Origin of the sequence: Pseudomonas sp. IT-P12 (assembly GCF_949767465.1) — a bacterium.
Taxonomy (GTDB): domain Bacteria; phylum Pseudomonadota; class Gammaproteobacteria; order Pseudomonadales; family Pseudomonadaceae; genus Aquipseudomonas.
Genome location: NZ_CATKPY010000011.1, coordinates 1,060,589 through 1,083,186, shown reverse-complemented (window position 1 = coordinate 1,083,186; position 22,598 = coordinate 1,060,589). Strand labels below are relative to the sequence as shown.

Annotated in this window: 19 protein-coding genes, 1 tRNA gene and 1 pseudogene; 16 read left to right on the top strand and 5 right to left on the bottom strand. The window is 59.3% G+C overall.

The genetic code is table 11. The annotated features are described in order from the left end of the window. Positions 1-348: 348 nt before the first annotated feature. Positions 349-1,413: a 3-deoxy-7-phosphoheptulonate synthase gene (locus ACM6IM_RS07990; protein WP_414864753.1), complete on the bottom strand. Its 1,065-nt coding sequence runs from the start codon at positions 1,411-1,413 to the stop codon at positions 349-351. Between the two features lie 616 nt (positions 1,414-2,029). Here ACM6IM_RS07990 and ACM6IM_RS07985 point away from each other — a divergent pair. The 5 genes from ACM6IM_RS07985 (at position 2,030) to ACM6IM_RS07965 (ending at position 5,818) form a co-directional block, all read left to right on the top strand. Beyond that, entirely contained in the window at positions 2,030-2,494 is a 465-nt protein-coding gene (locus tag ACM6IM_RS07985; protein ID WP_201188602.1) for a GNAT family N-acetyltransferase, read from the top strand. Positions 2,495-2,620: 126 nt separating this feature from the next. Then, positions 2,621-3,262: a UvrY/SirA/GacA family response regulator transcription factor gene (uvrY, locus tag ACM6IM_RS07980; RefSeq protein WP_008015884.1), complete on the top strand. Its 642-nt coding sequence runs from the start codon at positions 2,621-2,623 to the stop codon at positions 3,260-3,262. A 1-nt stretch (position 3,263) separates the two neighbouring features. After that, positions 3,264-5,087: an excinuclease ABC subunit UvrC gene (uvrC, locus tag ACM6IM_RS07975; protein WP_192308681.1), complete on the top strand. Its 1,824-nt coding sequence runs from the start codon at positions 3,264-3,266 to the stop codon at positions 5,085-5,087. A 32-nt stretch (positions 5,088-5,119) separates the two neighbouring features. Then, positions 5,120-5,680, top strand: coding sequence for a CDP-diacylglycerol--glycerol-3-phosphate 3-phosphatidyltransferase (gene pgsA / locus ACM6IM_RS07970; protein ID WP_192308683.1), 561 nt, complete (start codon positions 5,120-5,122; stop codon positions 5,678-5,680). 62 nt (positions 5,681-5,742) lie between these two features. Further along, positions 5,743-5,818 (top strand) — tRNA-Gly (locus ACM6IM_RS07965). Positions 5,819-6,061: 243 nt separating this feature from the next. Here the strand turns inward: ACM6IM_RS07965 and umuC are convergent. Both umuC and ACM6IM_RS07955 read right to left on the bottom strand, forming a co-directional pair. Next, the gene (umuC, locus tag ACM6IM_RS07960) at positions 6,062-7,339 is read right to left on the bottom strand and encodes a translesion error-prone DNA polymerase V subunit UmuC (protein ID WP_414864752.1); all 1,278 of its coding nucleotides are present in this window, start codon (positions 7,337-7,339) and stop codon (positions 6,062-6,064) included. Then, entirely contained in the window at positions 7,332-7,754 is a 423-nt protein-coding gene (locus tag ACM6IM_RS07955; RefSeq protein ID WP_414864751.1) for a LexA family protein, read from the bottom strand. The genes umuC and ACM6IM_RS07955 overlap by 8 nt, the downstream gene beginning before the upstream one ends. A gap of 225 nt (positions 7,755-7,979) precedes the next feature. Here ACM6IM_RS07955 and ACM6IM_RS07950 point away from each other — a divergent pair, with 225 nt between their 5' ends. After that, complete coding sequence (locus ACM6IM_RS07950; RefSeq protein ID WP_414864750.1) at positions 7,980-8,225, top strand: hypothetical protein; 246 nt, start codon at positions 7,980-7,982, stop codon at positions 8,223-8,225. 270 nt (positions 8,226-8,495) lie between these two features. Here the strand turns inward: ACM6IM_RS07950 and ACM6IM_RS07945 are convergent, their stop codons facing one another. Beyond that, positions 8,496-10,688 carry a TonB-dependent receptor gene (locus ACM6IM_RS07945; RefSeq protein WP_414864848.1) on the bottom strand — a complete coding sequence of 731 codons (2,193 nt, stop codon included), beginning with the start codon at positions 10,686-10,688 and terminating at the stop codon, positions 8,496-8,498. 158 nt (positions 10,689-10,846) lie between these two features. On the opposite strand from ACM6IM_RS07945, the pseudogene ACM6IM_RS07940 reads away from it, so the two are divergent. The 10 genes and pseudogenes from ACM6IM_RS07940 to ACM6IM_RS07895 form a co-directional block, all read left to right on the top strand. Further along, positions 10,847-10,997: pseudogene (locus ACM6IM_RS07940) on the top strand (IS5/IS1182 family transposase); the annotation flags it as partial. Between the two features lie 153 nt (positions 10,998-11,150). Further along, entirely contained in the window at positions 11,151-11,681 is a 531-nt protein-coding gene (locus ACM6IM_RS07935; protein WP_414864847.1) for a sigma-70 family RNA polymerase sigma factor, read from the top strand. Further along, positions 11,674-12,642, top strand: coding sequence for a FecR domain-containing protein (locus ACM6IM_RS07930; RefSeq protein ID WP_414864749.1), 969 nt, complete (start codon positions 11,674-11,676; stop codon positions 12,640-12,642). Before ACM6IM_RS07935 ends, ACM6IM_RS07930 begins: the two co-directional genes overlap by 8 nt. A gap of 79 nt (positions 12,643-12,721) precedes the next feature. Beyond that, positions 12,722-15,151, top strand: coding sequence for a TonB-dependent siderophore receptor (locus ACM6IM_RS07925; protein WP_414864748.1), 2,430 nt, complete (start codon positions 12,722-12,724; stop codon positions 15,149-15,151). Between the two features lie 164 nt (positions 15,152-15,315). Then, the gene (locus tag ACM6IM_RS07920) at positions 15,316-15,822 is read left to right on the top strand and encodes a sigma-70 family RNA polymerase sigma factor (protein WP_201195813.1); all 507 of its coding nucleotides are present in this window, start codon (positions 15,316-15,318) and stop codon (positions 15,820-15,822) included. Next, entirely contained in the window at positions 15,819-16,781 is a 963-nt protein-coding gene (locus ACM6IM_RS07915; RefSeq protein ID WP_414864747.1) for a FecR domain-containing protein, read from the top strand. Before ACM6IM_RS07920 ends, ACM6IM_RS07915 begins: the two co-directional genes overlap by 4 nt. A 98-nt stretch (positions 16,782-16,879) precedes the next feature. Then, on the top strand, positions 16,880-19,303 hold the full coding sequence (locus tag ACM6IM_RS07910) for a TonB-dependent siderophore receptor (protein WP_414864746.1): 2,424 nt from the start codon (positions 16,880-16,882) through the stop codon (positions 19,301-19,303). A 194-nt stretch (positions 19,304-19,497) separates the two neighbouring features. Next, complete coding sequence (locus ACM6IM_RS07905; protein ID WP_192308888.1) at positions 19,498-19,938, top strand: DNA methylase; 441 nt, start codon at positions 19,498-19,500, stop codon at positions 19,936-19,938. 93 nt (positions 19,939-20,031) lie between these two features. Continuing rightward, positions 20,032-20,259, top strand: coding sequence for a PLD nuclease N-terminal domain-containing protein (locus ACM6IM_RS07900; protein WP_414864745.1), 228 nt, complete (start codon positions 20,032-20,034; stop codon positions 20,257-20,259). Positions 20,260-20,303: 44 nt separating this feature from the next. Further along, on the top strand, positions 20,304-21,233 hold the full coding sequence (locus ACM6IM_RS07895; protein ID WP_414864744.1) for a ZIP family metal transporter: 930 nt from the start codon (positions 20,304-20,306) through the stop codon (positions 21,231-21,233). A gap of 76 nt (positions 21,234-21,309) precedes the next feature. Here ACM6IM_RS07895 and ACM6IM_RS07890 read toward each other — a convergent pair whose 3' ends face one another. Continuing rightward, positions 21,310-22,533 (bottom strand): zinc-dependent alcohol dehydrogenase, encoded by a 1,224-nt coding sequence (locus ACM6IM_RS07890; RefSeq protein WP_414864743.1) that lies wholly within the window; start codon positions 22,531-22,533, stop codon positions 21,310-21,312. Positions 22,534-22,598 lie beyond the last annotated feature (65 nt).

Here is a 22,598-nt window from a genome sequence, read left to right as displayed (position 1 = left end):
ATATTACGTATCTCGACAATGGATACAGCAAAGTGCTCAGAAGCATAAAGGTTACAAGATAAACGTCTTTATAAAACTGCGCGTCAGCCAGGTAGAAAACTACGATGGCTATTAATAGGAACAGAAAACCGGTCAACAGATTCTGAGTGAAGTACTTTTTGTCCATGCCTGTCTCCCTGTGCCGCATGATTCGCTTCCGTGAAAAAATGCATAATTTTGTGATCTGTTTCGGGCACTCTGTTATGCGAGTACATGATTTCAGACTCTAGAGCACGGCGAAACCCGTGCTTTTTTCGTCGTGCCCGAAAGTGCTTGAAAAAGTGATTTCAAACGTTTCCAGGTTTGCCTTTATGCGCGCAGGCGTTTGGCTGCTTGCCGCAGCAAGTCCTCCGTCCCCTCCCAACCAAGGCAACCATCGGTCACCGATACGCCGTACTTGAGGGAAGGTGTCAACGGCTGGCACCCCTCGAACAAATGACTTTCGATCATCATCCCGATCAAGGACCGGTCGCCCTGGAGGCGCTGTTCAAGTACGTCGTTGAACACCGAGGGTTGACGCAACGGGTCTTTGCCGCTGTTGGCGTGGCTGCAGTCGACCATGATCCGCGCCGGGATTTTCAACTTGCTCAGGTCGCTGTTCACCTGGGCCACGCTGGCGCGATCGTAGTTCGGGCCGCGATGGCCGCCGCGCAGGACCAGGTGGGTGTCAGGGTTGCCCGGGGTCTGGATGATCGCCGGGTGGCCCTGGCTGTCGACGCCGAAATGCCGATGAGGGTGGGCGGCCGAGCGCATGGCGTCACTGGCCACGCCGACGCCGCCATCGGTGCCGTTCTTGAAGCCGACCGGCATGTTCAGACCGCTGGCCATTTCCCGGTGGATCTGCGATTCGGTGGTGCGGGCGCCGATGGCGACCCAACTGAGCAGGTCGTCGAAGTAGCCGGCGGCCATGGGTTGCAGCAACTCCGTGGCCACCGGCAGGCCGAGGCGGAGCATTTCGCGCATCAGCTCGCGGGACAGGGTCAGGCCGGCGGCCATGTCATCGCTGCCATCCAGGTGTGGGTCGTAGGCCAGGCCCTTCCAGCCGACCGTGGTGCGCGGTTTTTCCACGTAGGCGCGCATGACCAGCAGCATCTGGTCGCTGACGTCGGTGGCGAGGCGGGCGAGGTGGCCGGCGTATTCGAGGGCGGATTGCGGGTCGTGAATCGAGCAGGGGCCGACGACCACCAGCAGTCGGGGGTCTTCACCGTTGAGAATGGCGCGGACAGCGTCGCGGTGGGCGGCGACTTGTCGGGTGAGGTCGTTGCTCAGGGGCAACTGCTGTTTGAGTTGCAAGGAGCTGGGCAGGCGCAGGGTCAGCGCTTCGTTGGCCGGGCTCAGGGTGGACAGTGGCAAGGCAGAGACGGACGAGTTCATATTCAGGCTTCCTGGGCGAGCGGCGGGTTCTTCCCGCGCACTCGGCCCTACAGGGGTGTTCGACAATTGGCCGGATTGGCTGCGTGTGTGTGCTTGCCACCAGTGGGTGACCGATCGGAGGCGGCAGGCTGTCCCGAGCGGAGGCTGCTAAATCGCCAGGCGGTGAAGGTGTCGTAGCGGTAATAGGTGGCGTAGTTCATGGGGTAAATCCTCAAATTGTCTGGTTGTTGCGAAAAAGTGTCGGGGCTGAAAAACAAAACCCCCGGTCGGGGAGGCCGACCGGGGGTTGAGAATTCTCTGGTGGCGACCCGTTTAAAGTGGGCGCCGTGTGGGTATCAGGCGCGCCAGTGGCTAAACCAATACCCAAAATAAAAGCTGACCGCAGCACAAACGCTGTTCGCCCGGGCAGCCGCAACCGAGCGCGAAGCGCTGGCAGTAAGAAGCGGTGAGAGGGCGTTGAACATGGTGTGTCTCCGATGAATGCCCCGAGCTTACTAGAGGGCGGTACGCGGATTCAATCAGAAATTGCTATCAATGGCCGGCGGCGTTGTCTATCGCTTGAGTGGGTCGAAGGTTGTGACACACTTGGGGTCATCAAGGCATCCCAAGACGAACCATGACCACATTACTCTCCGACGGCGGATTCGACTGGCGCCCTGCGACGGCGGCCGATCTGGCCTTTGCCCGCGATTTGACCTGTCAGAACATGCTCCATTACTACATTCGACACGATCTGCTGTGGCAGGACGAGGCCTTTGACGTGGCCTGGGCGGGCCGCGATAACCGCCTGATCGTGCGCGACGCCGTCCCGCTGGGCTTTGTCAGCCTGAGTCGGGACGCCAGAGCCTTGTACATCCGAGAACTGCACGTCATCGAGGCCTTTCGTGGGCAGGGCGCCGGATCCTGGGCGATCGATCAGGTATTGGCGCTGGCGCGTCAGGAACGACGCCCGGCCCTGCGCTTGACGGTGTTTGAAAATAATCCGGCCAAAAGGCTCTATGAGCGAAAGGGCCTGACGGTGGTTGGCACGGACGAGTGTTTCCTGAGAATGCAGTGCGACATTGCGCGCGCAAATCGCTGAAACACCTGCAAGACAAGCCTTTCAAGATGTATTGAAACTTTTTATATGGCGCTTGCCGCTAGGTCTGCCAGTCGCTTTTTGCTAAGGTGTCGGCAACTCAATAAGACCATATCGCGAGGTGTCTGCTTGATTAGGGTGCTAGTGGTCGATGACCATGATCTCGTTCGTACAGGCATTACACGAATGCTGGCTGACATCGATGGCCTGCAAGTGGTTGGCCAGGCCGAGTCCGGGGAAGAGTCCCTGCTCAAGGCGCGTGAGTTGAAACCCGATGTGGTCCTGATGGATGTCAAGATGCCCGGTATCGGCGGTCTTGAAGCCACCCGAAAGTTGTTGCGCAGTCACCCGGACATCAAGGTCGTCGCGGTCACCGTGTGCGAGGAGGACCCGTTTCCCACCCGTTTGTTGCAGGCCGGTGCCGCAGGCTACCTGACCAAGGGCGCGGGGCTGCCGGAAATGGTCCAGGCCATTCGCCTGGTGTTCGCCGGGCAACGCTACATCAGCCCGCAGATCGCCCAACAGTTGGCGATCAAATCCTTCCAGCCGACCAACGATTCGCCGTTCGATGCCTTGTCCGAGCGGGAAATCCAGATCGCGTTGATGATTGTCGGCTGCCAGAAAGTGCAGATCATCTCCGACAAGCTGTGCCTGTCGCCCAAAACCGTAAACACCTACCGTTACCGAATTTTCGAAAAGCTTTCGATCAGCAGCGATGTCGAGTTGACGCTGTTGGCGGTTCGTCACGGCATGGTTGATGCCAGCCTCTGACATGACTGAAACTTTCGATCCAAGCGCGTTCCTGTCGACGGTCAGCGGGCGCCCCGGCGTCTACCGCATGTTCGACAGCGAGGCGCGTCTGCTCTACGTCGGCAAGGCCAAGAACCTAAAGAATCGCCTGTCGAGCTATTTTCGCAAGTCCGGCCTGGCACCGAAGACCGCCGCGCTGGTGGCACGCATCGCCCAGGTCGAAACGACGATCACGTCCAACGAAACCGAAGCCCTGTTGCTCGAGCAGACGCTGATCAAGGAATGGCGCCCGCCTTACAACATCCTGCTGCGCGACGATAAATCCTACCCCTACGTGTTTCTTTCCGATGGCCAGTTTCCACGCCTGAGCATTCATCGCGGGGCGAAGAAGGCCAAGGGCAGGTATTTCGGCCCTTACCCCAGCGCCGGGGCGATTCGCGAAAGCCTGAGCCTTTTGCAGAAAACCTTTTTCGTTCGCCAGTGTGAAGACAGCTACTACAAGAACCGCACGCGGCCGTGTCTGCAGTACCAGATCAAGCGCTGCAAGGCGCCCTGTGTCGGGCTGGTAGAGCCCCAGGTGTACGCCGAAGACGTGCGCCACTCGGTGATGTTCCTGGAAGGGCGCAGCAATGCGCTGACCGACGAACTGTCTGCGGGCATGGAGGAGGCGGCGATCAATCTCGAGTTCGAGCGCGCCGCCGAGTTGCGCGACCAGATTTCCCTGCTGCGCCGGGTCCAGGACCAGCAGAGCATGGAGGGCGGGTCGGGGGATGTCGATGTGATCGCCGCGTTCGTCAACCCGGGCGGTGCCTGTGTTCACCTGATCAGCGTGCGCGGTGGCCGGGTGTTGGGCAGCAAGAATTTCTTCCCGCAGGTGGGTATTGAAGAGGACGTGTCCGAAGTCATGGCGGCGTTTCTCGGCCAGTACTTCGTCAGCAGTCCCGAACGCGATTTGCCCAGCGAGCTGATCGTCAACGTGGTGCATGAGGATTTCCCGGCGCTGATCGAGGCCATTCACGAACTGCGGGGCCGGGAACTGAGCATCAGTCACCGGGTGCGTGGCACGCGGGCCCGCTGGCAGCAATTGGCGGTGACCAATGCGGAGCAGGCGCTGGGTGCGCGCCTGGCCAACCGGCAACACGTGGCCGCGCGTTTCGACGCCCTGGCCGATGTGCTGAAACTGGATGAACCGCCGCAGCGCCTGGAGTGCTACGACATCAGTCACTCCAGCGGCGAGGCGACCGTGGCGTCCTGCGTGGTGTTCGGTCCTGAGGGCCCGATCAAATCCGATTACCGTCGCTACAACATCGAAGGCGTGACCGCCGGCGATGACTACGCCGCCATGCACCAGGCGCTGACCCGGCGCTTCAGCAAGCTGAAGGACGGGGAGGGCAAGCTGCCGGACATTCTGCTGGTGGACGGTGGCAAGGGCCAACTGTCGATGGCGCGCGATGTGCTCAATGAACTGGCGGTGCCCGACCTGATCCTGTTGGGCGTGGCCAAGGGCGCGACGCGCAAGGCCGGTTTCGAAACCCTGTACCTGAACGATGCCGCCCACGAATTCACCCTGCGCGGTGATTCCCCGGCGCTGCACCTGATCCAGCAGATCCGCGACGAAGCCCACCGGTTCGCCATCACCGGGCACCGCGCCCGCCGTGGTAAAACGCGCCGCACGTCTACACTGGAAGGCGTCGCCGGGGTCGGGCCGACACGTCGGCGCGATCTGTTGAAACATTTTGGTGGATTGCAGGAGCTGTCTCGTGCCAGCATCGAAGAGATCGCCAAAGCACCGGGGATCAGTAAAAAGCTCGCAGAGTTGATTTATGCAAATCTGCACAGCGAGTAGAATGCCCCCTCACCTCGTAGCCAGTTGTGCCGATGAATATCCCTAATCTGATTACCGTTCTACGCGTTCTGCTTATCCCGATCTTCATTTTGCTGTTCTACCTGCCTTACCAATGGAGCTACGCGGCCTCTGCTTCGGTCTTTGCGTTTGCCGCCGCCACCGATTGGCTGGACGGCTACCTGGCCCGCCGCCTGGAGCAAAGCACGCCGTTCGGGGCATTTCTCGATCCGGTGGCAGACAAGCTGATGGTCGCCGTGGCCCTGGTCCTGCTGGTGCAGGAGCACGCCAATCTGTGGCTGACGCTGCCGGCTGCCGTCATCATCGGCCGTGAGATTGTGGTCTCGGCATTGCGTGAGTGGATGGCCGAAATTGGCGCGCGCGCCCACGTCGCCGTGTCGAACCTGGGCAAATGGAAAACCGCTGCACAAATGCTGGCCTTGGTGATCCTGCTGGCGAACCCGTCGCATTTCACCTTCTGGGTTCTGCTCGGCTATGCCTTGCTGATGATCTCCGCCGGCCTGACCCTGTGGTCGATGGTCCAGTACCTGCGAGCCGCATGGCCGCATCTGAAGATCGATGTGGAAAAGAAATAAACTTTTTTGAATCAAAGGGTTGACGGGGCATCTGGATTCTATAAAATGCGCCACACCAAGACGCGGGAATAGCTCAGTTGGTAGAGCACGACCTTGCCAAGGTCGGGGTCGCGAGTTCGAGTCTCGTTTCCCGCTCCAGATATCGTTTTGCAGCGTTCCACTGAACGCTGCAAAGCCAGAAAACAGAGGCTTCGGCCTCTTTTTTCGTTCCGGCGATTTCTACTGAAATCCGCTCACAGCCACGCATTTTAAGTACATCGATAAGTACTCGATTGTGGGCGTCGCGAGTGGCGGTCTCTAGCTAGATGACGCAGCGCCAGACCGGTGTCTCTCCTCAATCGTCTGTTTCCCAAAGCAGGTGCATTTTTCTGCGTGCTCGCTTCAACGGCACGAAACCTTCCAGAGTTGGTCGAGCCGGGTCGTGTAGCTCTGGCTCATCAATTCCCGGCGCATGGTCCAGGCGGGATTTACCGGCACGCTGGCCGTACGCAGTGTGCCTTTCCCCCAACGCTGGTTGATCTCATCCAGGACCGTCATGACCTTCGTGGCCTCGGCGGGTTGGGAAATAGCAAACAGATCATCGGTGTACTCGCCTGGTTGGAAGAGGTTGAGCAACATGACCTCAGCTTTGCTGTAGTTGAATCCCGGCCTGAACAGTCGATCCAGTGCGTCGACGGCGGCTTTCGTCAATAGCCGAACGTCATCGGTTGGGTAGGGCAGATCAATCACGACACCATTGGCGTACTTGGCTTCCTCAGGATTGAACATGCCTGTGCGGATGCTGACCCTAATTTTCTTGCACAGTGAGTTCTGCGCCCTCAGTTTTTCTGCTGCCCGTTGCATGTAGGTCGCCACGGCTTCTCTTATGGGTGGTAATTCCTTGAGGCGCTGGCCGAACATCCGGCTGCAGCAGATTTCCTGTTTGGGTGGGTCGGGTTCATCCAGCTCCAGGCAGGGAGTACCGGCCAGTTCCCGGGCTGTTTTCTCGATGACCACGCTGAAATTCTTTCGCAAGGTCCAGGGATCGGTCCTGGCCAGGTCCATTGCTGTTTTGATGCCCATGCCGTCCAGGTGCAGTTTCATCCGCCGGCCGACACCCCAGACCTCGGCCACATCCGTGTTACGCAGGACCCAATCTCGCTTGTAGGGATCGCAGATGTTGACCACACCCCCTGTCTGCGCCTGTAGGCGTTTTGCGGTGTGGTTGGCGAGCTTGGCCAGGGTCTTGGTATGGGCGATGCCTACGCCGACGGGAATGCCCGTAGAGCGCAGGACCTGGCTGCGAATCTGCCGGCCGAGTGCATCCAGCTCTGCAACACCTGTCAGGTCTGCGAACGCCTCGTCGATGCTGTACACCTCGACGGCGGGTACCAGGGATTCGATGACCGTCATCACGCGTTCGCTCATGTCGCCGTAGAGCGCGTAGTTGGAGGAGAAGGGAACGATGCCGTGTTGGCGCAGCTTCTGTTTGATCTGAAAGTATGGCTCCCCCATTTTCACGAAGGGCTTTGCGTCGGCGGATCGAGCGATCACGCAGCCGTCGTTGTTGGACAGCACCACGATTGGCGTCTTGGCCAGGTCGGGGCGGAACACTCGCTCGCAGCTGGCGTAGAAGCTGTTGCAGTCGATGAGGGCGAAGACGGGCGGTGTTTTAGACATGGCTGCGTATCGTGCCGGTGATCACGCCCCATATGGACAGCTCATCGCCCTCAAGCACGTAACGAGGTGGGAACTTTGAGTTCTCGGACAGCAGGACGATGTCTTTACCGCGACGGCTGAAGCGCTTGCAGATGGGGTCATTGTTCAAGAGCGCGACCACGATGTGTCCATTCACGGGTTCGATGGACCTATCCACGATCGCCAAGTCGCCATCAAAAATGCCAACGCCCTGCATGCTGTCTCCGACGATGGAGACCAGGTAAACGTGCGGCGCACGGATGTTGAGGACTTCATCCAGGGAGATGTGAGCCTCGATGTGATCGGCTGCGGGGGAGGGAAATCCGGCAGGCACACGGGCGAGACATAAAGGCAGCTTGAGGCCGCCGCCACTGAGGGGACCATGGATTGAAAACATGACGCACGAATTCCGATACTGTACGAATATACAGTTAACGTCGTCTAAGTCTCGGGGTCAATTTTTTGCAGGATAAATCTGACGGCTGGGGCCTCCGTGCTGGTCCGGTGTTGGAACGTGTTGACGGTGATTGAGGCGGGTAGGGGTAAGTCCAGTCGAACTCGCTCACTGGGCTCCGGGTCGACATGGGAAGTGACGGGTTTTTACGGTTCAGGAGGTTTCCCAATGCACCAGATGGAGTTGGAGTATCTGTTCAATGGAGAGCCGCGCTCCCAGGTCTTCGAGTTCGAGCAGGATCAATTGACCTTGCGCGAAGCGGCAATGCACTTGCTTCAACTGCATTTTGGTGACGGCGAAAACAGTCTTGTGATGCCATCGGCTGATGCCACAACTGAGGAAGTGTTGGAGCAGGCGGAGCTGTTGGGGTTGTCGTATATCAAGATTCTTGACGACGTCAACACGGCCGGCTGAGCGTCCATATTAGTCTTTGATGCAAATTGAGTCTTAAAAAACCCTCACACGGGTGAGGTCGGGGGTAAGTCATCGGCGCGTGGTAGTTTTCTATCGCTGACGAGAGTCTGCAACCAAAAGCAGCCAGTCACGAGCGGCTGCTTTCGGTCAGAGGCTGTCGCTGAAGTGCATCTATCCAGGCTCGTTTCGATCGGCGCTTGGCCAGTCGACGGTCTTTCTCTCTCTATGACCTTGGATAGCGTTGATACTCCAGAATTTCGCGGGGTTTAATTAGAAATCAACGGTTCCCGAGAACTTCACCAAGCGGGGGTCACCCTGCGAGAGGTAGCCGCCATTTGCCGAGGCCCAGTAGTTCTTGTCGGTAATGTTTTCCACGTTTACTCGCAAGGTCAGGTCCTTTTCAGCGAGCTTCATTTTATAGCGTGCCCCAGCGTCGAAACGGTTCCATGTAGGCAAGCTCAAGTTATTCGCCTGATCAGCATACTGGCCGCCAGTACGCAGCATCCTTGCGCTCAGGGCGGCACCTTCGATGCCTGGAACGTCCCAGTCTACGCTGGCATTAAGCTGAAACGTAGGCACTCCAATCGCGTGGTTGCCATCGTTCAGGCCGCCAGCGGTTTTCTTCAGCTCAGAGGTCATACGGGTACCGCCCGCCATCAACCGTAGGCCTTCGATGGGTTCTCCGAACACGCTGATCTCCAGTCCCTTGTTGACCTGTTCGCCATCGCGCACATAGAGCCTCTGCGCGTTGTCGACATAACCATCAGAAGGTTTCTCGATGCGGAACACACTCAGGTTGGCGCCGAAGGTTTGTTGGTCCAGCTTGATACCCGCTTCCAACTGTTTCGTGCGTCCAGGAGGGAAGGCTTCGCCCAGGTTCGTGATGCCCGTGCCAGACGCCACTGGCCCTTTTGCAAGGCCTTCGATTCGGTTGGCGTAAAGAGAAACGCTGTCCACTGGCTTGAACACGATGCCGTAAACAGGCGTGGTGATGGACTCATCGTAGAGGGTGCTGCGAGTGCCATCGTTTGCCGGGTTGGCTACACCGTTTGAAGTGGTGCCGTCGTATTTGTAGTTTTCGACACGTAGCTGCTGACGCCGGACGCCGTAAGTGACGAGCAGTTTGTCATCGAACAAGCCCAGCGTATCGGAGATCGCGAGGCTACGATTTCGGGTTTTGCCGGTCACCCCTGGATCACCCATTTCACCGCCGGTGCTGGACACAGCAGTTGGCTTGGGAAGCGCTGGGGTATTGTAAATATTGCTGTTGCCAGTGACGGAACGATAGAACGTGTATGCGTTTTCCTGCTCAGTCCAGATCGTTGAGCCGCCGATCGCGACCTGATGGGAAACAGGGCCAGTATTGAAGCGTCCATTGAGCCCCGCACTGAAGGTCGTGTTGTCTTCATTGTGAGGAATTTCCGAGCCACCAATGGTCGCGACCCCGTTATTGCCAACCAGGGTAGGCGTGGCGTAAACCCCTGTTTCACGGGTGTGCTTCGCTCCACCGGCAAGGTATGCCGTCCAGTTCTCGCTCAGGTCCCAATCACCGCGAACCATGCCGAAGGTGTCTTCAGTTTCCGAGTAGGTCCAGTCTTGGCCATAGTTATGGCTGGCGTGAGGGGCCGTGGGAATGTGGGTGGCATTGCCAACGTTGACGGAGTTGCGCAGTCCGGTGACGCGCTGTTTCTGATAACCGAAATCGGTGGAAGCGCGGAAGCCGTCACCGCGATAATCAAGACCGGCGACGAACAACTTTGTGCGTTGATCTTCATTATCGATCGCCGTTTCACCTTCCCGCTGGCTCAGGTTCAACCTGGCGCCAAACCGGTTATCTTCGCCGAACCGCTGCCCGATATCCAAATGCTCGCCGATACGGCCATCAGTGCTGATGTCCTGCGTATAGCGACGCGTTGGTACATCCTCTGCGCGTTTAGGTTGAAGATTGACTCCGCCCCCAAGACCCGAGCCAGTGGGGCTCACACCGTTAATGAAGGCATTGGGGCCTTTGAACACCTCGACGCGCTCGATGGCGTCCGTCGACAGGATTTGACGAGGTAAGACGCCATACAATCCGTTGTAGGAAATATCGTCGCCGGTTAATGGCAAGCCTCGAATGACGAACACTTGGGACTGGTTACCAAACCCATAGGATTGACGCACCGAGGGATCATTGAGCAGCACATCACCGACGTCTTCTGCTTGTTGATCCTCAATCAACTTCGAGGTGTAGCTGGTCATTACGAAGGGAACATCCATGTTGTCCTGATTACCCAGCACTCCCATCTGGCCGCCCCTCGCCACCTGACCGCCGGCATAGGGCGCCGGTAGCGTGTTGGCGTTGGGTTTAACCGCAGTGGCAGTAACATCGGTCACTCCCAGTTCGAGAGGTTCCGCAGCCTGGGCGAAGAAACTGACCGAGCAGCATACGGCGAGCAGCGTAGGGCGAGAAGGAAACAACATGGGGGAAAGTACCTGCGATGGAAGATGATCAATGTCATTAATGGTAATGATTCGCAGATGCATTATTACTTTCCGATGGGCAAATTGCCATAAGAAATTGCAAGGATTTTGGGTTCTGAATCGTCAACAGATCGGTAGAGGTTGGGGGCCGCTTGTGGCAATCGAGCAAGCGCCTTGAGCGAGAGACGCGCGTTATGTCGAATTGATGTGGCTGATCGCGCGATTGACGCCGGATTCAAGACCATCGCCAACTTCCGAAAAGACAACAGCAGAGCCATCCGAGGAGTTTGCCGTCAGTTCGTCTTGCTTCAATTGACGCCAACCTGCCGCCTTACCTCGCCAGCACCCAGATCACGGCAGGACAGATCGGGTGAGCGTAAACCTTTTAGTTGCACTGGCCCCGGCTTGCCCTGATAGAATGCGATAAATTCTCATTTGTATTTGTCCTATTCCGTGCACTCTATCCCATCGGCACCCCCCCACCGGCATCAGTCCATCGATCAGCTTTACGGCCACCACCACGGCTGGCTGCTGGGTTGGCTGCGCAAGCGCCTGGGCAATGCCGCCGACGCGGCGGACCTGGCCCAGGATACGTTCGTGCGGCTGCTCAGCAGTGCGCCCGACGAACCGCTGAGCTTCACGACACCGCGCGCCTATCTGGCCACTATTGCCAATCGCCTGAGCATTAACCTCTATCGTCGGCGCTCGCTGGAGCAAGCCTATCTGGCGGCGCTGGCGCAGACGCCGGAAGAGCTGGCACCGTCGCTGGAGCATCAGGCGCTGGTGCTGGAGGCCCTCGACGAAATTGACCAGGTCCTCGCGATATTGCCCGCCAAAACCCGGCAGACGTTCCTGATGGCGCAACTGGAGGGTTACACGCAGGAAGAGATCGCCAGCCGCCTCAATCTGAGCGTGCGTTCGGTGCAACGCTACCTGGCACGGGCGTTCGAAGAATGCATCGTGCTCGCCAGCCAGGGCGCGCGGTATGAGTGACAAGCCCATCGACCGGCGTATTGCCCGTGAGGCGGCCGACTGGTTCGTGCGCTTGCAGAACAGCGGCGCCTGCGCCGCCGAGCATGCGGCCGGCGCCGAATGGCGGGCGCGGCACGCGGATCACGAACGGGCCTGGCAACTGGCCGAGCGCTTCAGCGATCGAGCCCAGCAGCTTGCCGGTGGTGCCGGACGGGCAGCTCTGGAGCGCCCGCGCGGCCTGGAGCGGCGACAGGTGCTCAAGACCCTTGCGTTGCTGATCGTCGCCGCGCCCCTTGGTCTGGCAGCACAGCGCAGTCTGCCGTGGCGCGAGTGGCAGGCAGACGAGCGCACCGCCACGGGGGAGCAGCGCACCCTGCGCCTGCCGGATGGCGGACAGATTCGCCTGAACACCGGCAGCGCCGTCGATATCGCCTACGACGACAGCGTTCGCCGTGTGCGCCTCATTGCCGGCGAAATGCTCGTCGAGCAGGTGCCCCGCGAGCTTGCCAGGCGCCCGTTCATCCTCGATACCGTCGACGCGGAAATCACGTTGCTCGGCAGCCGCTTCCTGGTGCGTCAGTACCCGCACAGTACGTACCTCGCCGCGCTGGAGGGCGCTGTCGAGATACGCCCGCGCCTGTCGGGGGATGGCGGCCTGAGGCGTCTGGCGGCTGGCCAGCAGACCCAGGTCAACCGCCGGGCAGCGGAGCCCTCGACGGCACTGGCGCAGAATCGTCTCGACTGGCTCAGCGGTGTGCTGCGCGCAGAAAAGATGCGCCTCGATGACTTCATCACCGAGCTGGATCGTTATCGGCCTGGTCTGCTGCGTTGCGATCCAGCGGTGGCGGGGCTGCTGATCTCCGGCGCCTTTCAGCTGCGCGACACCGACCAGATTCTCCGCGCCCTAAGTCAGACTCTGCCGGTGAATGTCCACTACCGCACGCCTTACTGGGTCACCATTACCGCGCGGGCAAACGCGTAATAAAAATCATTGTCGTGTTTTTCTCAGGCTGCGTGTCCCTCCTGTAAGCACATCACTTTCACAGGGTAGGGACGAACACATGGCGACGACGCAGGGCATGCAACCACTGGCGCGGGCAGTACACGCCGCCGCACTGGGACTGATCATCGCGGGGGGCAGTCTGGCTGCTGCCTCCTCACAGGCGACCGAGTCGGGCGCGCAACAGAACCGTGCCTATCACGTGCCAGCCGGCAACCTGAGCCGGTCCCTTTCCGAGTTCGCCAGCCAGGCCGACATCACCCTGCCCATCGAACCGGGCCTGGTGGAGGGTTTGCACAGCCCCGGCCTGAATGCCGCCACCAGCGTGGAAGGCGGCCTGCAGCAATTGCTGCAGGGCACCGGTCTGCAGGCTTCACCGCAGGGTAATGGCCTCTACCTGCTGACACCGCAGACAGCGGGCTCCAGCCTGGAACTGGGCGCTACCAGCATTACCGGACAGCACCTGGCTGCCACGACCGAGAACAGCGGTTCCTACACCACCGGAACGATGCAGACGGCCACCAAGCTGCCCTTGAGTTTGCGCGAAACGCCGCAGTCGGTCAGCGTGGTCACGCGCAAGCGTATGGACGACAAGGCCATGACCAGCATCAGTGATGTCGCCAAAAGCGCGCCGGGCATTTTCCTCAATAACGCCGGTGGGGTAGGGCGGCCGACGTTCAGTGCACGCGGTTTCGACATCGACAACATCCTGTACGACGGTTTTCCCACCAGCTTCCTGACCTACCTGCCCAGCGGAGAAGCCAACCTGGCCATGTACGACCGGGTGGAAATCGTTCGCGGTGCCGCTGGCCTGACCCAGGGCGCCGGCAACCCGGCCGGCGCCATCAACCTGGTGCGCAAACGCCCGCCCCCTGTATTCCAGGGCACGCTCACCGGCAGTGCCGGCAGCTGGGATGATTACAGCAGCACACTGGACGTCGGAGGCCCGCTCAATGAAAGCGGGACCCTGCGCGCCCGGACCGTGATCTCGGGGCAGGACGCCAAAAGCTTCCGGGACTCGGTCGAGAGCGACGCGCAACTGTTCTATGGCGTGGTGGACGCCGACTTGAGCGAAAGCACCACCCTGACGCTCGGTGCCTACCGGCAGAAGAACCATACCAACTACATCTGGGGCGGTTTGCCCATGGCCCGGGGCGGTGGCCATCTCGGGCTGCCACGCGACACCTTCCTGGGCAATGACTGGGAATACTCGGACAACCGCACCACGGGTTATTTCGCGACCCTGGAACAAGGCCTCGCCAACGACTGGACGCTGCGCCTGGCAGCGATGCAGACAAAGACCGACACCGACGTGCTGGCCTCATCGGTGTGGGAATACAATCGGCACTATCTGTGGACCGAAGCCATGGAGCAGAAGGAAACCGGCTACGACCTGGCGCTCAGCGGTCCCTTCCAGTTGCTCGGCCAAGCGCATGACCTGACCCTGGGCGTCAGTCGGCGCGAGCTGGATTATCGTTCCGGCGACGCCTGGAGCAGTTTCATCGACGCGGGCAGCAATCTCTTCGAGTGGGATCCCCGTGATCATGACAAACCGTATTACGTCACTGGCGATAACGGCCTTCCCGAGACCACCACTCAGGACAGCTTCTATGCCAGCACCCGCCTGCGCTTGAGCGAGCCCCTGTCGCTGATTCTCGGCGGCCGTCTGGACTGGTACGAATTCGAAGACAAAGCCAGCAGTGAAGCCAACTTCAAGGTCACTCGCAATCTGACCCGCTATGCCGGCCTGGTCTACGACCTGGACGACAATCACTCGGTCTATGTCAGCTACACCGATATCTTCAAGCCGCAGACCAGCAAGGGCCTGGACAGAAAAGTGATCGAGCCTGTCGTGGGCGAGAACTACGAAGTGGGCATCAAGGGCGAATACTTCGATGGCGCACTCAACGCGAGCCTGGCTGTTTTCCAGATCGACCAGAAGAATCGCGCCCAGGAGCTGCCTGATTCCAAAGGTTGCGGTTCAGGCGCGGCCAGTGCGTGCTACGAGGCTGCCGGGCTGGTGCGCAGCAAGGGCGTTGACCTGGAAATCCAGGGCGCCCTGACCGACAACTGGCAGCTGGCTGCCGGCTACACCTACACCCAGACCCAATACGTCAGCGACGCCAATGCCGCCCTGGAAGGCGAAGACTTCGACCGCAAGAAGCCGCGTCAGCTGTTCAAGCTGGCCACGATCTACAACCTGCCCGATGAGCTGCAGCGCTGGCGCATTGGCGGTGATGTCTACCAGCAGAGCCGCATCCGCACCTCCGGGGGCACCGGTGCCACGGCCTGGAAAAACCAGCAGGGCTCGTACACGGTGGTCGGCCTGGTGGCCGGCTACAAGGCCAGCGAGCAACTGGATCTGCAGCTCAACGTCAACAACCTGTTCGACCGTACCTATTACAGCAGCGTGGCCAACGGAGCCTACAGCCCGTATGACATTTACGGCGATCCACGCAATTTGAAACTGACTGCGCGCTACAGTTTCTAGGACGCTGTTTGTCGCCGGGGCTCCAGGGACGCCGTGACCTCGAGTGGACGATTGCTGCTTAGCATGAATGGTGGTACCGAGCGAAACCGCTGTAAACACTGTACAACCACCCGTTCGAACAATAAGATGAGAAGAATTATCATTCATGTTGTGCGAGCCCCCCAATGCAGGATGCCAGCCCCACATCGCCCGTCGAACAGTTGTACGAGAATCATCACGGCTGGCTGCAGGGCTGGCTGCACCGGCGATTGGGGCACAGGGCCGATGCCGAGGATCTGGCGCACGACACGTTTATCCGTGTACTTCGCGCCCCTCATCAGGTGACGGAGCTGCGCCAGCCCATGGCGTTTCTCGCGTCGATTGCCAATGGATTGCTGATCAATCGCTGGCGCCGTCAGGAGATCGAGCGGGCTTATCTTGAAGCGTTGGCTGCGCGGCCTGAAGCGAGGGTGTCCTCGCCCGAGGATCGGTACCTGGTGATCGAAACGTTGCTGCAACTCGACTCTTTGCTCATTGGCCTTTCCGTGCGTGTCAGGCAGATTTTCTTTATGTCCCAGATCGATGGCCTGACTTACCCGCAGATCGCCGTGCAGCTGGGGCTGACTGTGGCTCAAGTGCAAAGGGCCATGGGCAAAGCGTTCAGCGTTTGCTATGCGAGCCGTTTTGAATGAGGGCTGCCGTTAATCCTCAAGTGCGCGATATCGCCATTGATTGGCTCGTCAGGATGCAGTCCGGTCTTATGAGTGCGCCTGATCTGGAGGCATTGCAGCGTTGGCGCGAGTCAAGTGAAGAGCATGAAGATGCTTGGCAACGTGTCGCCAGCTTGCCGCTGTTGCAGCAGCCCGGGGCGAATCTTTTGCACGATGCCACCGCGCGAAGGGCGCTGGAGTCGGCCGGGCCGGACATGCAGCGACGTCGGCAGGTGCTCAAGCGTCTGTTGGTCATTGGTGCGGTTGGCGGCGTCGCCTGGCAAGGCTCGGGTACCACACTGGTGCGCTCCGCACTGGCGAACTACCGCACAGCAACCGGTGAGCGTCGTCAGTGGACATTGGCTGATGGCACCTCGCTTTGGCTGAACACGGCCAGCGCCGTGAATCTGGATTTCAATGATCAGGTGCGTCGCCTCCAGATGATCGAGGGTGAACTGGCCTTGAATGTGCGGGCAGGCTCGCGCCCGTTGCAACTGATCACCCCGGACGCGATCCTGCAGAGTCGCGAAGTGCATCTGCAAGTGCGCCATGATCGGCAGGGTACGCAGATCACCGTGCTGGGCGGCCAGGTGCAGGTGCACTCGCGAGGCCGACAAGCATCAGCTTCTCTTGACGCTGGGTGGCAGGCGCGGGTGGATCAATGGGGTATCGGCGTACCGAGCCGCCCCGACTTGCTGGTCACCCAGGCCTGGCTGCGCGGGATTCTGCCAGCGGATCGCCTGCGCCTGGATGCCCTGGTGGCCGAACTCTCGCGTTACCGCCCCGGTATCTTGCGCTGCCATGAACAGGTGTCGGGGTTGCGCCTGACGGGCAGTTTTTCGCTGGATGACACTGATGCCGCATTGACGCTGGTCGCTCGCACGCTGCCGGTGCGCATCGAGCGCATGACCCGGTATTGGGTTTCGATCGTTCCTGCCTGAATTATTTTTTCGGTGGCGCGATAGTTTTTTCAAACTCGCTTGGCCTATAGGGATCACCCACCCGCCAGAGGTGGGTTTTCACCCCTTAGGAGCCCCGTATGATTTCACCTTCTCGCGCCTTGCGTGTCCGTACGTTTGGCCTGTTGTTGCTCAGCGTGCAGCCACTTTGCAGCTTCGCCGTTTTCGCCGATGGCAATCGCCAGCATTACAGCATCGGCGCAGGCCCACTGGATGCTGCCTTGTCGCGTTTTGGCGCACAGGCTGGAATCAGCATGGCGGGCAGTTCGGCACTGACGGCTGGCAAGAGCACCCAAGGGCTGCAGGGCGATTTCAGTACTGAAGCCGGGCTGACGCAGCTCTTGCTCGGTTCGGGTCTGGGCTTTGAGCGCCAGGACGACGGTAGCCTACTGCTGGTGCCGGTCAACAGCGACGTCATGGAGCTGGCACCGACCGCAATCAGTGGCACCGCCTACGACACTTCGCTGGGGCGCAACGATGGTCTGGTCGCCAGCCGAACCATGAGTGCCAACAAGACCGATACGTCGATCATGGAGACGCCTCAATCGATCAGCGTGGTCACCCGTAAACAGATGGACGCTCAACAACCACAAAGTATCGGGCAGGTGCTGCGCTACACGGCGGGGGTCAATGGTGAAGCCAACGGCGTCGATACCCGGCGCGACACTATCAACATCCGTGGCTTTGACGCGACCACCGGCGGCGGCATCTATCGTGATGGCCTGCGCCAGTACAGTTTTTCCAACCAGAGTCGCGCCGTAGGTGAAGTCTATGGTCTGGAGCGAGTGGAAGTGCTGCGTGGGCCGTCGTCGGTACTCTATGGTCAAAGCTCGCCGGGTGGCATGGTCAATGTCATCAGCAAGCGTCCCACCGATGAGCCGCTCCATGAACTGATGATGCAGGCAGGCAGTTTTGATCGCAAGCAATTGGCCGCGGACTTCGGCGGGCCGCTCACGGATGACGGTGTCTTGACTTATCGTCTCACTGGCCTGTGGCGAGAGAGCGGTACACAGATCGACTACGCCCTGGATGACCGCCAATTCATCGCCCCGGCAATCAGTTGGCGTCCCTCGGAAGACACCTCGCTGACGGTTCTGGCGTCATTTCAAAAAGACCGCAATGTGCTGGGCTACTACGCCTTGCCACGGGTGGGCACCCTCGACAGTTCGCGGTATGGCCGGATCGCCACGGACCGTTTTGTCGGCGACCCTGACTTCGACAAATATGACGTAGAGCAATGGTCGCTGGGCTATCAGTTCGAGCACCACCTTGATGACATCTGGACATTCCGCCAAAACGCCCGCTACAGCCGCTCCTATCAGGAACAGCGCACGATTTACCAATATGGCCTGGATGACGACCAGCGCACAGTGGGGCGCTTCGGTTATCTGGGCCACGAAAAAGTGAAGAATGCGCTGCTCGATAACCACTTCCAGGCGCAGTGGGACGTGGGCCGCTTCGAACACACGACGTTGCTCGGTATCGACTTGCAGCACGCCAGCACCAACCAGTTGGGCGGTGGCAACGTGGTCGACCCACTGGATGTCTATGCGCCGATCTATCACCAGGACTACAGCGATCTCGACGCCTTCTACGACATCAACCAGCGTCGTCAACTTGACCAGGCGGGGGTGTATCTCTCGGAACAGCTCAAATTCGATGAGCACTGGGTATTCAACCTGGGCGGTCGCCAGGACTGGGCCCGTTCGAAAACGGTCCATTACGCCACCGACACGGCGGCAGACCTCAAGCAACGTGACCACGCCTTCACGTGGAGAACTGGGGTGATGTACCTGGCCGACAACGGCTTGGCACCCTATGCGAGCTATTCCGAGTCGTTTTTTCCCAACATCACAGCAGTAGCCCGTGATGGCAGTGCCTTCGACCCCGAAACCGGTCGCCAGTACGAAGTCGGGATCAAATTCCAGCCCAAGGGGAGCGAAAGCTACACAGCCGTCTCGTTGTTCGATCTGACTCGTCAGAACGTACTGACTGCTGATCCCGCCAACAATCGCTTTTCGGTGGCGACGGGAGAAATCCAATCGCGCGGTATCGAACTGGAAAGCAAGGCACAGTTGTCCGATGCTCTGGAGCTGATTGCCAACTACAGCTATGCGCACCTTGAAATTACCCGTAGCAACACGGCCGGTGAAAAAGGTCATCAGCCTGGCAATACCCCTGAGCAATTGGCTTCGCTCTGGTCGCAATACACGGTTCAGGGCGGTGCGCTGTCGGGCTTGGCGATCGGGGGAGGGGTACGCTATGTCGGTCCCAGCTACATCGACTCGCAAAACAGCGAAGGCATTCCCCACTACACCCTGTTTGACGCCAGCCTGAGCTACGACCTTGGCAAGCTGTCTGCTTCCTATGCCGGTGCGAAGCTGGCGCTCACTGCGTCCAACCTGACCGATGAAACCTATGTCTCTCAGTGTGGTTACACGGGTGACAGCTGCAAATACGGATATCGCAGAAATGTGACCGGCTCGGTGAGTTACAACTGGTAAGGTCTGCGCTTGATTGCGCACGTCGTCGATGCGCCATCGTCAATCCTGCAGGAGAGTAAGTTCAATAGCGGGCCGCAGGTTGGCGGCTCTGCTCTGCCTTTCGTTCAAGCGGAATAAAACGGGCGACCGGATGGACTTATGGCTGCGACCCAGCGGGAGTGGAATCGGAAATGGCAGGTCTGGAGTGGCAAAAAATGGCCCATATCGTCACCGCGCAAGATTTGCGGATCAATCTCGACGGAGCTAACGAAGACGGGGTGTTCAGATGGTTCATTGCCAGTTTTCTGATGGGCAAACGTATACAGACTGACATCGCCGTCGAGGCCTACAGCGTCATCGTCAACAAGCACAAGAAAGACACTCCTCACAAACTGGCCATGTGCACTCATCGAGAACTCGTGCGCATGTTGGGTGAAGCTCGCTACGTTCGTTACGACGAATCAACGGCGACTCGTCTGCTGGCTTTGGCGCGGAAGATCGATGATGAGTACGCGGGCAAGGTCAGTCATCTCTTCTCGGCAAGCGAGGATCGCACTGAGGTCATGAGACGATTGCGCGACTTTGACGGGATTGGGCCCAAGACCGCCGAGATTTTCATGCGGGAAATGGACGCGCTGTTTGATTGGAAAGGGTGAAACATCACTCATGAATGAGTGCCAGGTGAGATTCCTTGAACGCTCGGGATGATGTGGGGCCTAAGCCTTATCCACGCTGAGGAGGGCGTCATCATGTCGGAAGCTACCAGTTATTTCGCGATCGCTCTTGCGGGGATCATCTTGCTCGTTGATCTGTGGGCCATGGTCAGCGTGTTTCGCAGTGACAAAACAGTGGGTACCAAAGCCGCCTGGGCCATCGGGTTGATCGTCTTCCCGGTGATTGGCTTGGTCGTATGGGGTGTTGCAGGGCCGCGTGGGATCAAGGAAGGGCCGTCGTCGCCTGAACACAGCAAAGGCTAAGAGCGTCCACGAAAAAGCGCATCTGGAGCAGACAGGAGATTGCCATGCCCGAGCCGCTGACCTCATCAGGCGGATCCTTTCGCTATTGGTGCGCCCGATTCTCAGGCTCCGGCTGGGGTGGGCGAGTCTTCTGGTCAATTCTGGTTGGCGTGACGGTCCTCCTGATGATCAGCGGGTATGGCGCTTTCGTCGGTGCCAATAAGGAAAATTTGCACTTTGCCTTTCTCGGTGGCCTGTCAGGTTTCGCTGCGACGGCCGTAGGCGCTGTGGTGGCGATTGCGTTGCGCGATATCGCCGCCCGAACCCAGGACATCATGCTCGGCTTCGCCGCCGGGATGATGCTGGCCGCCAGTTCCTTTTCGCTGATTATCCCGGGTATCGAAGCGGCTCAGGCGCTTTGCGGTAATCAACTGCTCGCCGCCTGCGTCGTGGTTGCAGGATTGGGCCTGGGCGTGGCGCTGATGGTCGGCCTAGATCGATTCGTGCCTCACGAACACGAGAAAAGCGGCCGTCGCGGGCCTCAAGAGCGGCGCATCAATCGTGTCTGGCTGTTCGTTCTGGCAATCACCCTGCATAACCTGCCGGAAGGCATGGCCATTGGCGTGAGCTTCGCCAACGGCGACATGAAGGTTGGACTGCCGCTGACGACGGCGATTGCCATTCAAGACATTCCCGAAGGGCTGGCTGTCGCTTTGGCCTTGAGGGTGACCGGCATTTCAGCGCTGCGCGCCGCGCTGATTGCGGTGGGTTCGGGGTTGATGGAGCCCATTGGCGCCATCGTCGGTCTGGGCATCTCCAGCAGCTTTGCATTGGGCTACCCCATCGCACTCGGCCTGGCAGCCGGCGCCATGATTTTTGTGGTGTCCCACGAGGTCATTCCCGAGACCCATCGCAATGGTCACGAGACCCCTGCGACGCTGGGGCTGATGCTCGGTTTCGGGGTCATGATGTTTCTCGATACTGCGTTGGGTTAGCGCGTTGCCCAGCTGTAGATGAAGAACGAGAATGCGGTGGGGGACCGGGTTCTCGTCCTCTTCGTTTGTCGAACCTTTATGTGGCCAGTACGGTGCCGCTGCCATCGTTCTCTGGCAAAGCGATGTGGCTATCGCCAGGTGTCAGAATGACCTTGCGGCAGTCCTCTTCTTTTTTATCGAAGATCTTGTATCCCTCGGCGGCCTGCTCCAGCGACAGGCGATGGCTGATGATGACTTCCGGTGACAGGCGACCTGTCTCGATGTGATCGAGGAGTTCAGGGAGGAAACGATGCACATGGGTCTGGCCCATTTTGAATGTCAGGCCTTTGTCGAAGGCGTCGCCGAACAGGAAGCCATGGATGAACCCGGAGTAGACGCCCGGGACGCTCACAACGCCGCCGCGTCTGACGGCTGCGATACATTGGCGTAGCGCTTTGCCGCTGCTGCCTTCGAGCTTGAGCGTGGCGAGCACCGTTTCGGTGGTGCTGCCCTTGGCTTCGAATCCGACCGCGTCGACCACGCCATCAACCCCTCGCATGCCCTTGGTCTGGCGAATGATCGTATCGGCAGGATCGTCGTCTTCATCGAAGTTGATCGGAATCACCCCATAGGTTTTCCGCGCGTACGCCAAGCGATAGGGGTGGTGGTCGACCATGAATATCTGGTCGGCGCCGAGCATCCTGGCGCAGGCTGCGCTCAACAAACCGACCGGGCCTGCGCCATAGATGGCGATGCTCGAGCCCTGGCCGATGCCTGCGTTCGTCACAGCCTGATAGGCGGTCGGAAGAATGTCGGACAGGAACAAAACCTTTTCATCCGACAATGTCCCCGGCACTTTGAAAGGCCCGGTATTGGCTTTCGGTACTCGCACATATTCAGCCTGCCCGCCAGGCACGCCACCGTACATATGACTGAAGCCGAAGAGTGCAGCCCCTGGTGGAATCGACTTTTTATTGATGATCGCGCCACGGCCGGTGTTGGTTGTCTCGCAGGCAGCGAACAGGTCCATCGCACAGAAAAAGCAACTGCCGCAGGCAATCACGAAGGGAATGACCACTCGATCGCCCGGTTGTACGGCGGTCACCGTCGGGCCTGTTTCTTCGACGATGCCCATGAACTCGTGACCGAAGATATCGCCATGCTCGACGGTGGGAATTTTTCCTCGGTAGAGATGAAGGTCAGAGCCGCAAATTGCCGTCGCTGTGACCCGAAGAATGATGTCGTCACTGTCCTGGATGACCGGATCTGGAACGTTATCGACCTTGACGCTGTGCGCGCCGTGATACGTGAGAGCTCTCATGACGTTTTATCCCTGACTTGCGATGGTTGTTAGCGGGAGAGGAGTCTCGGTGGACGTAAGTTCAG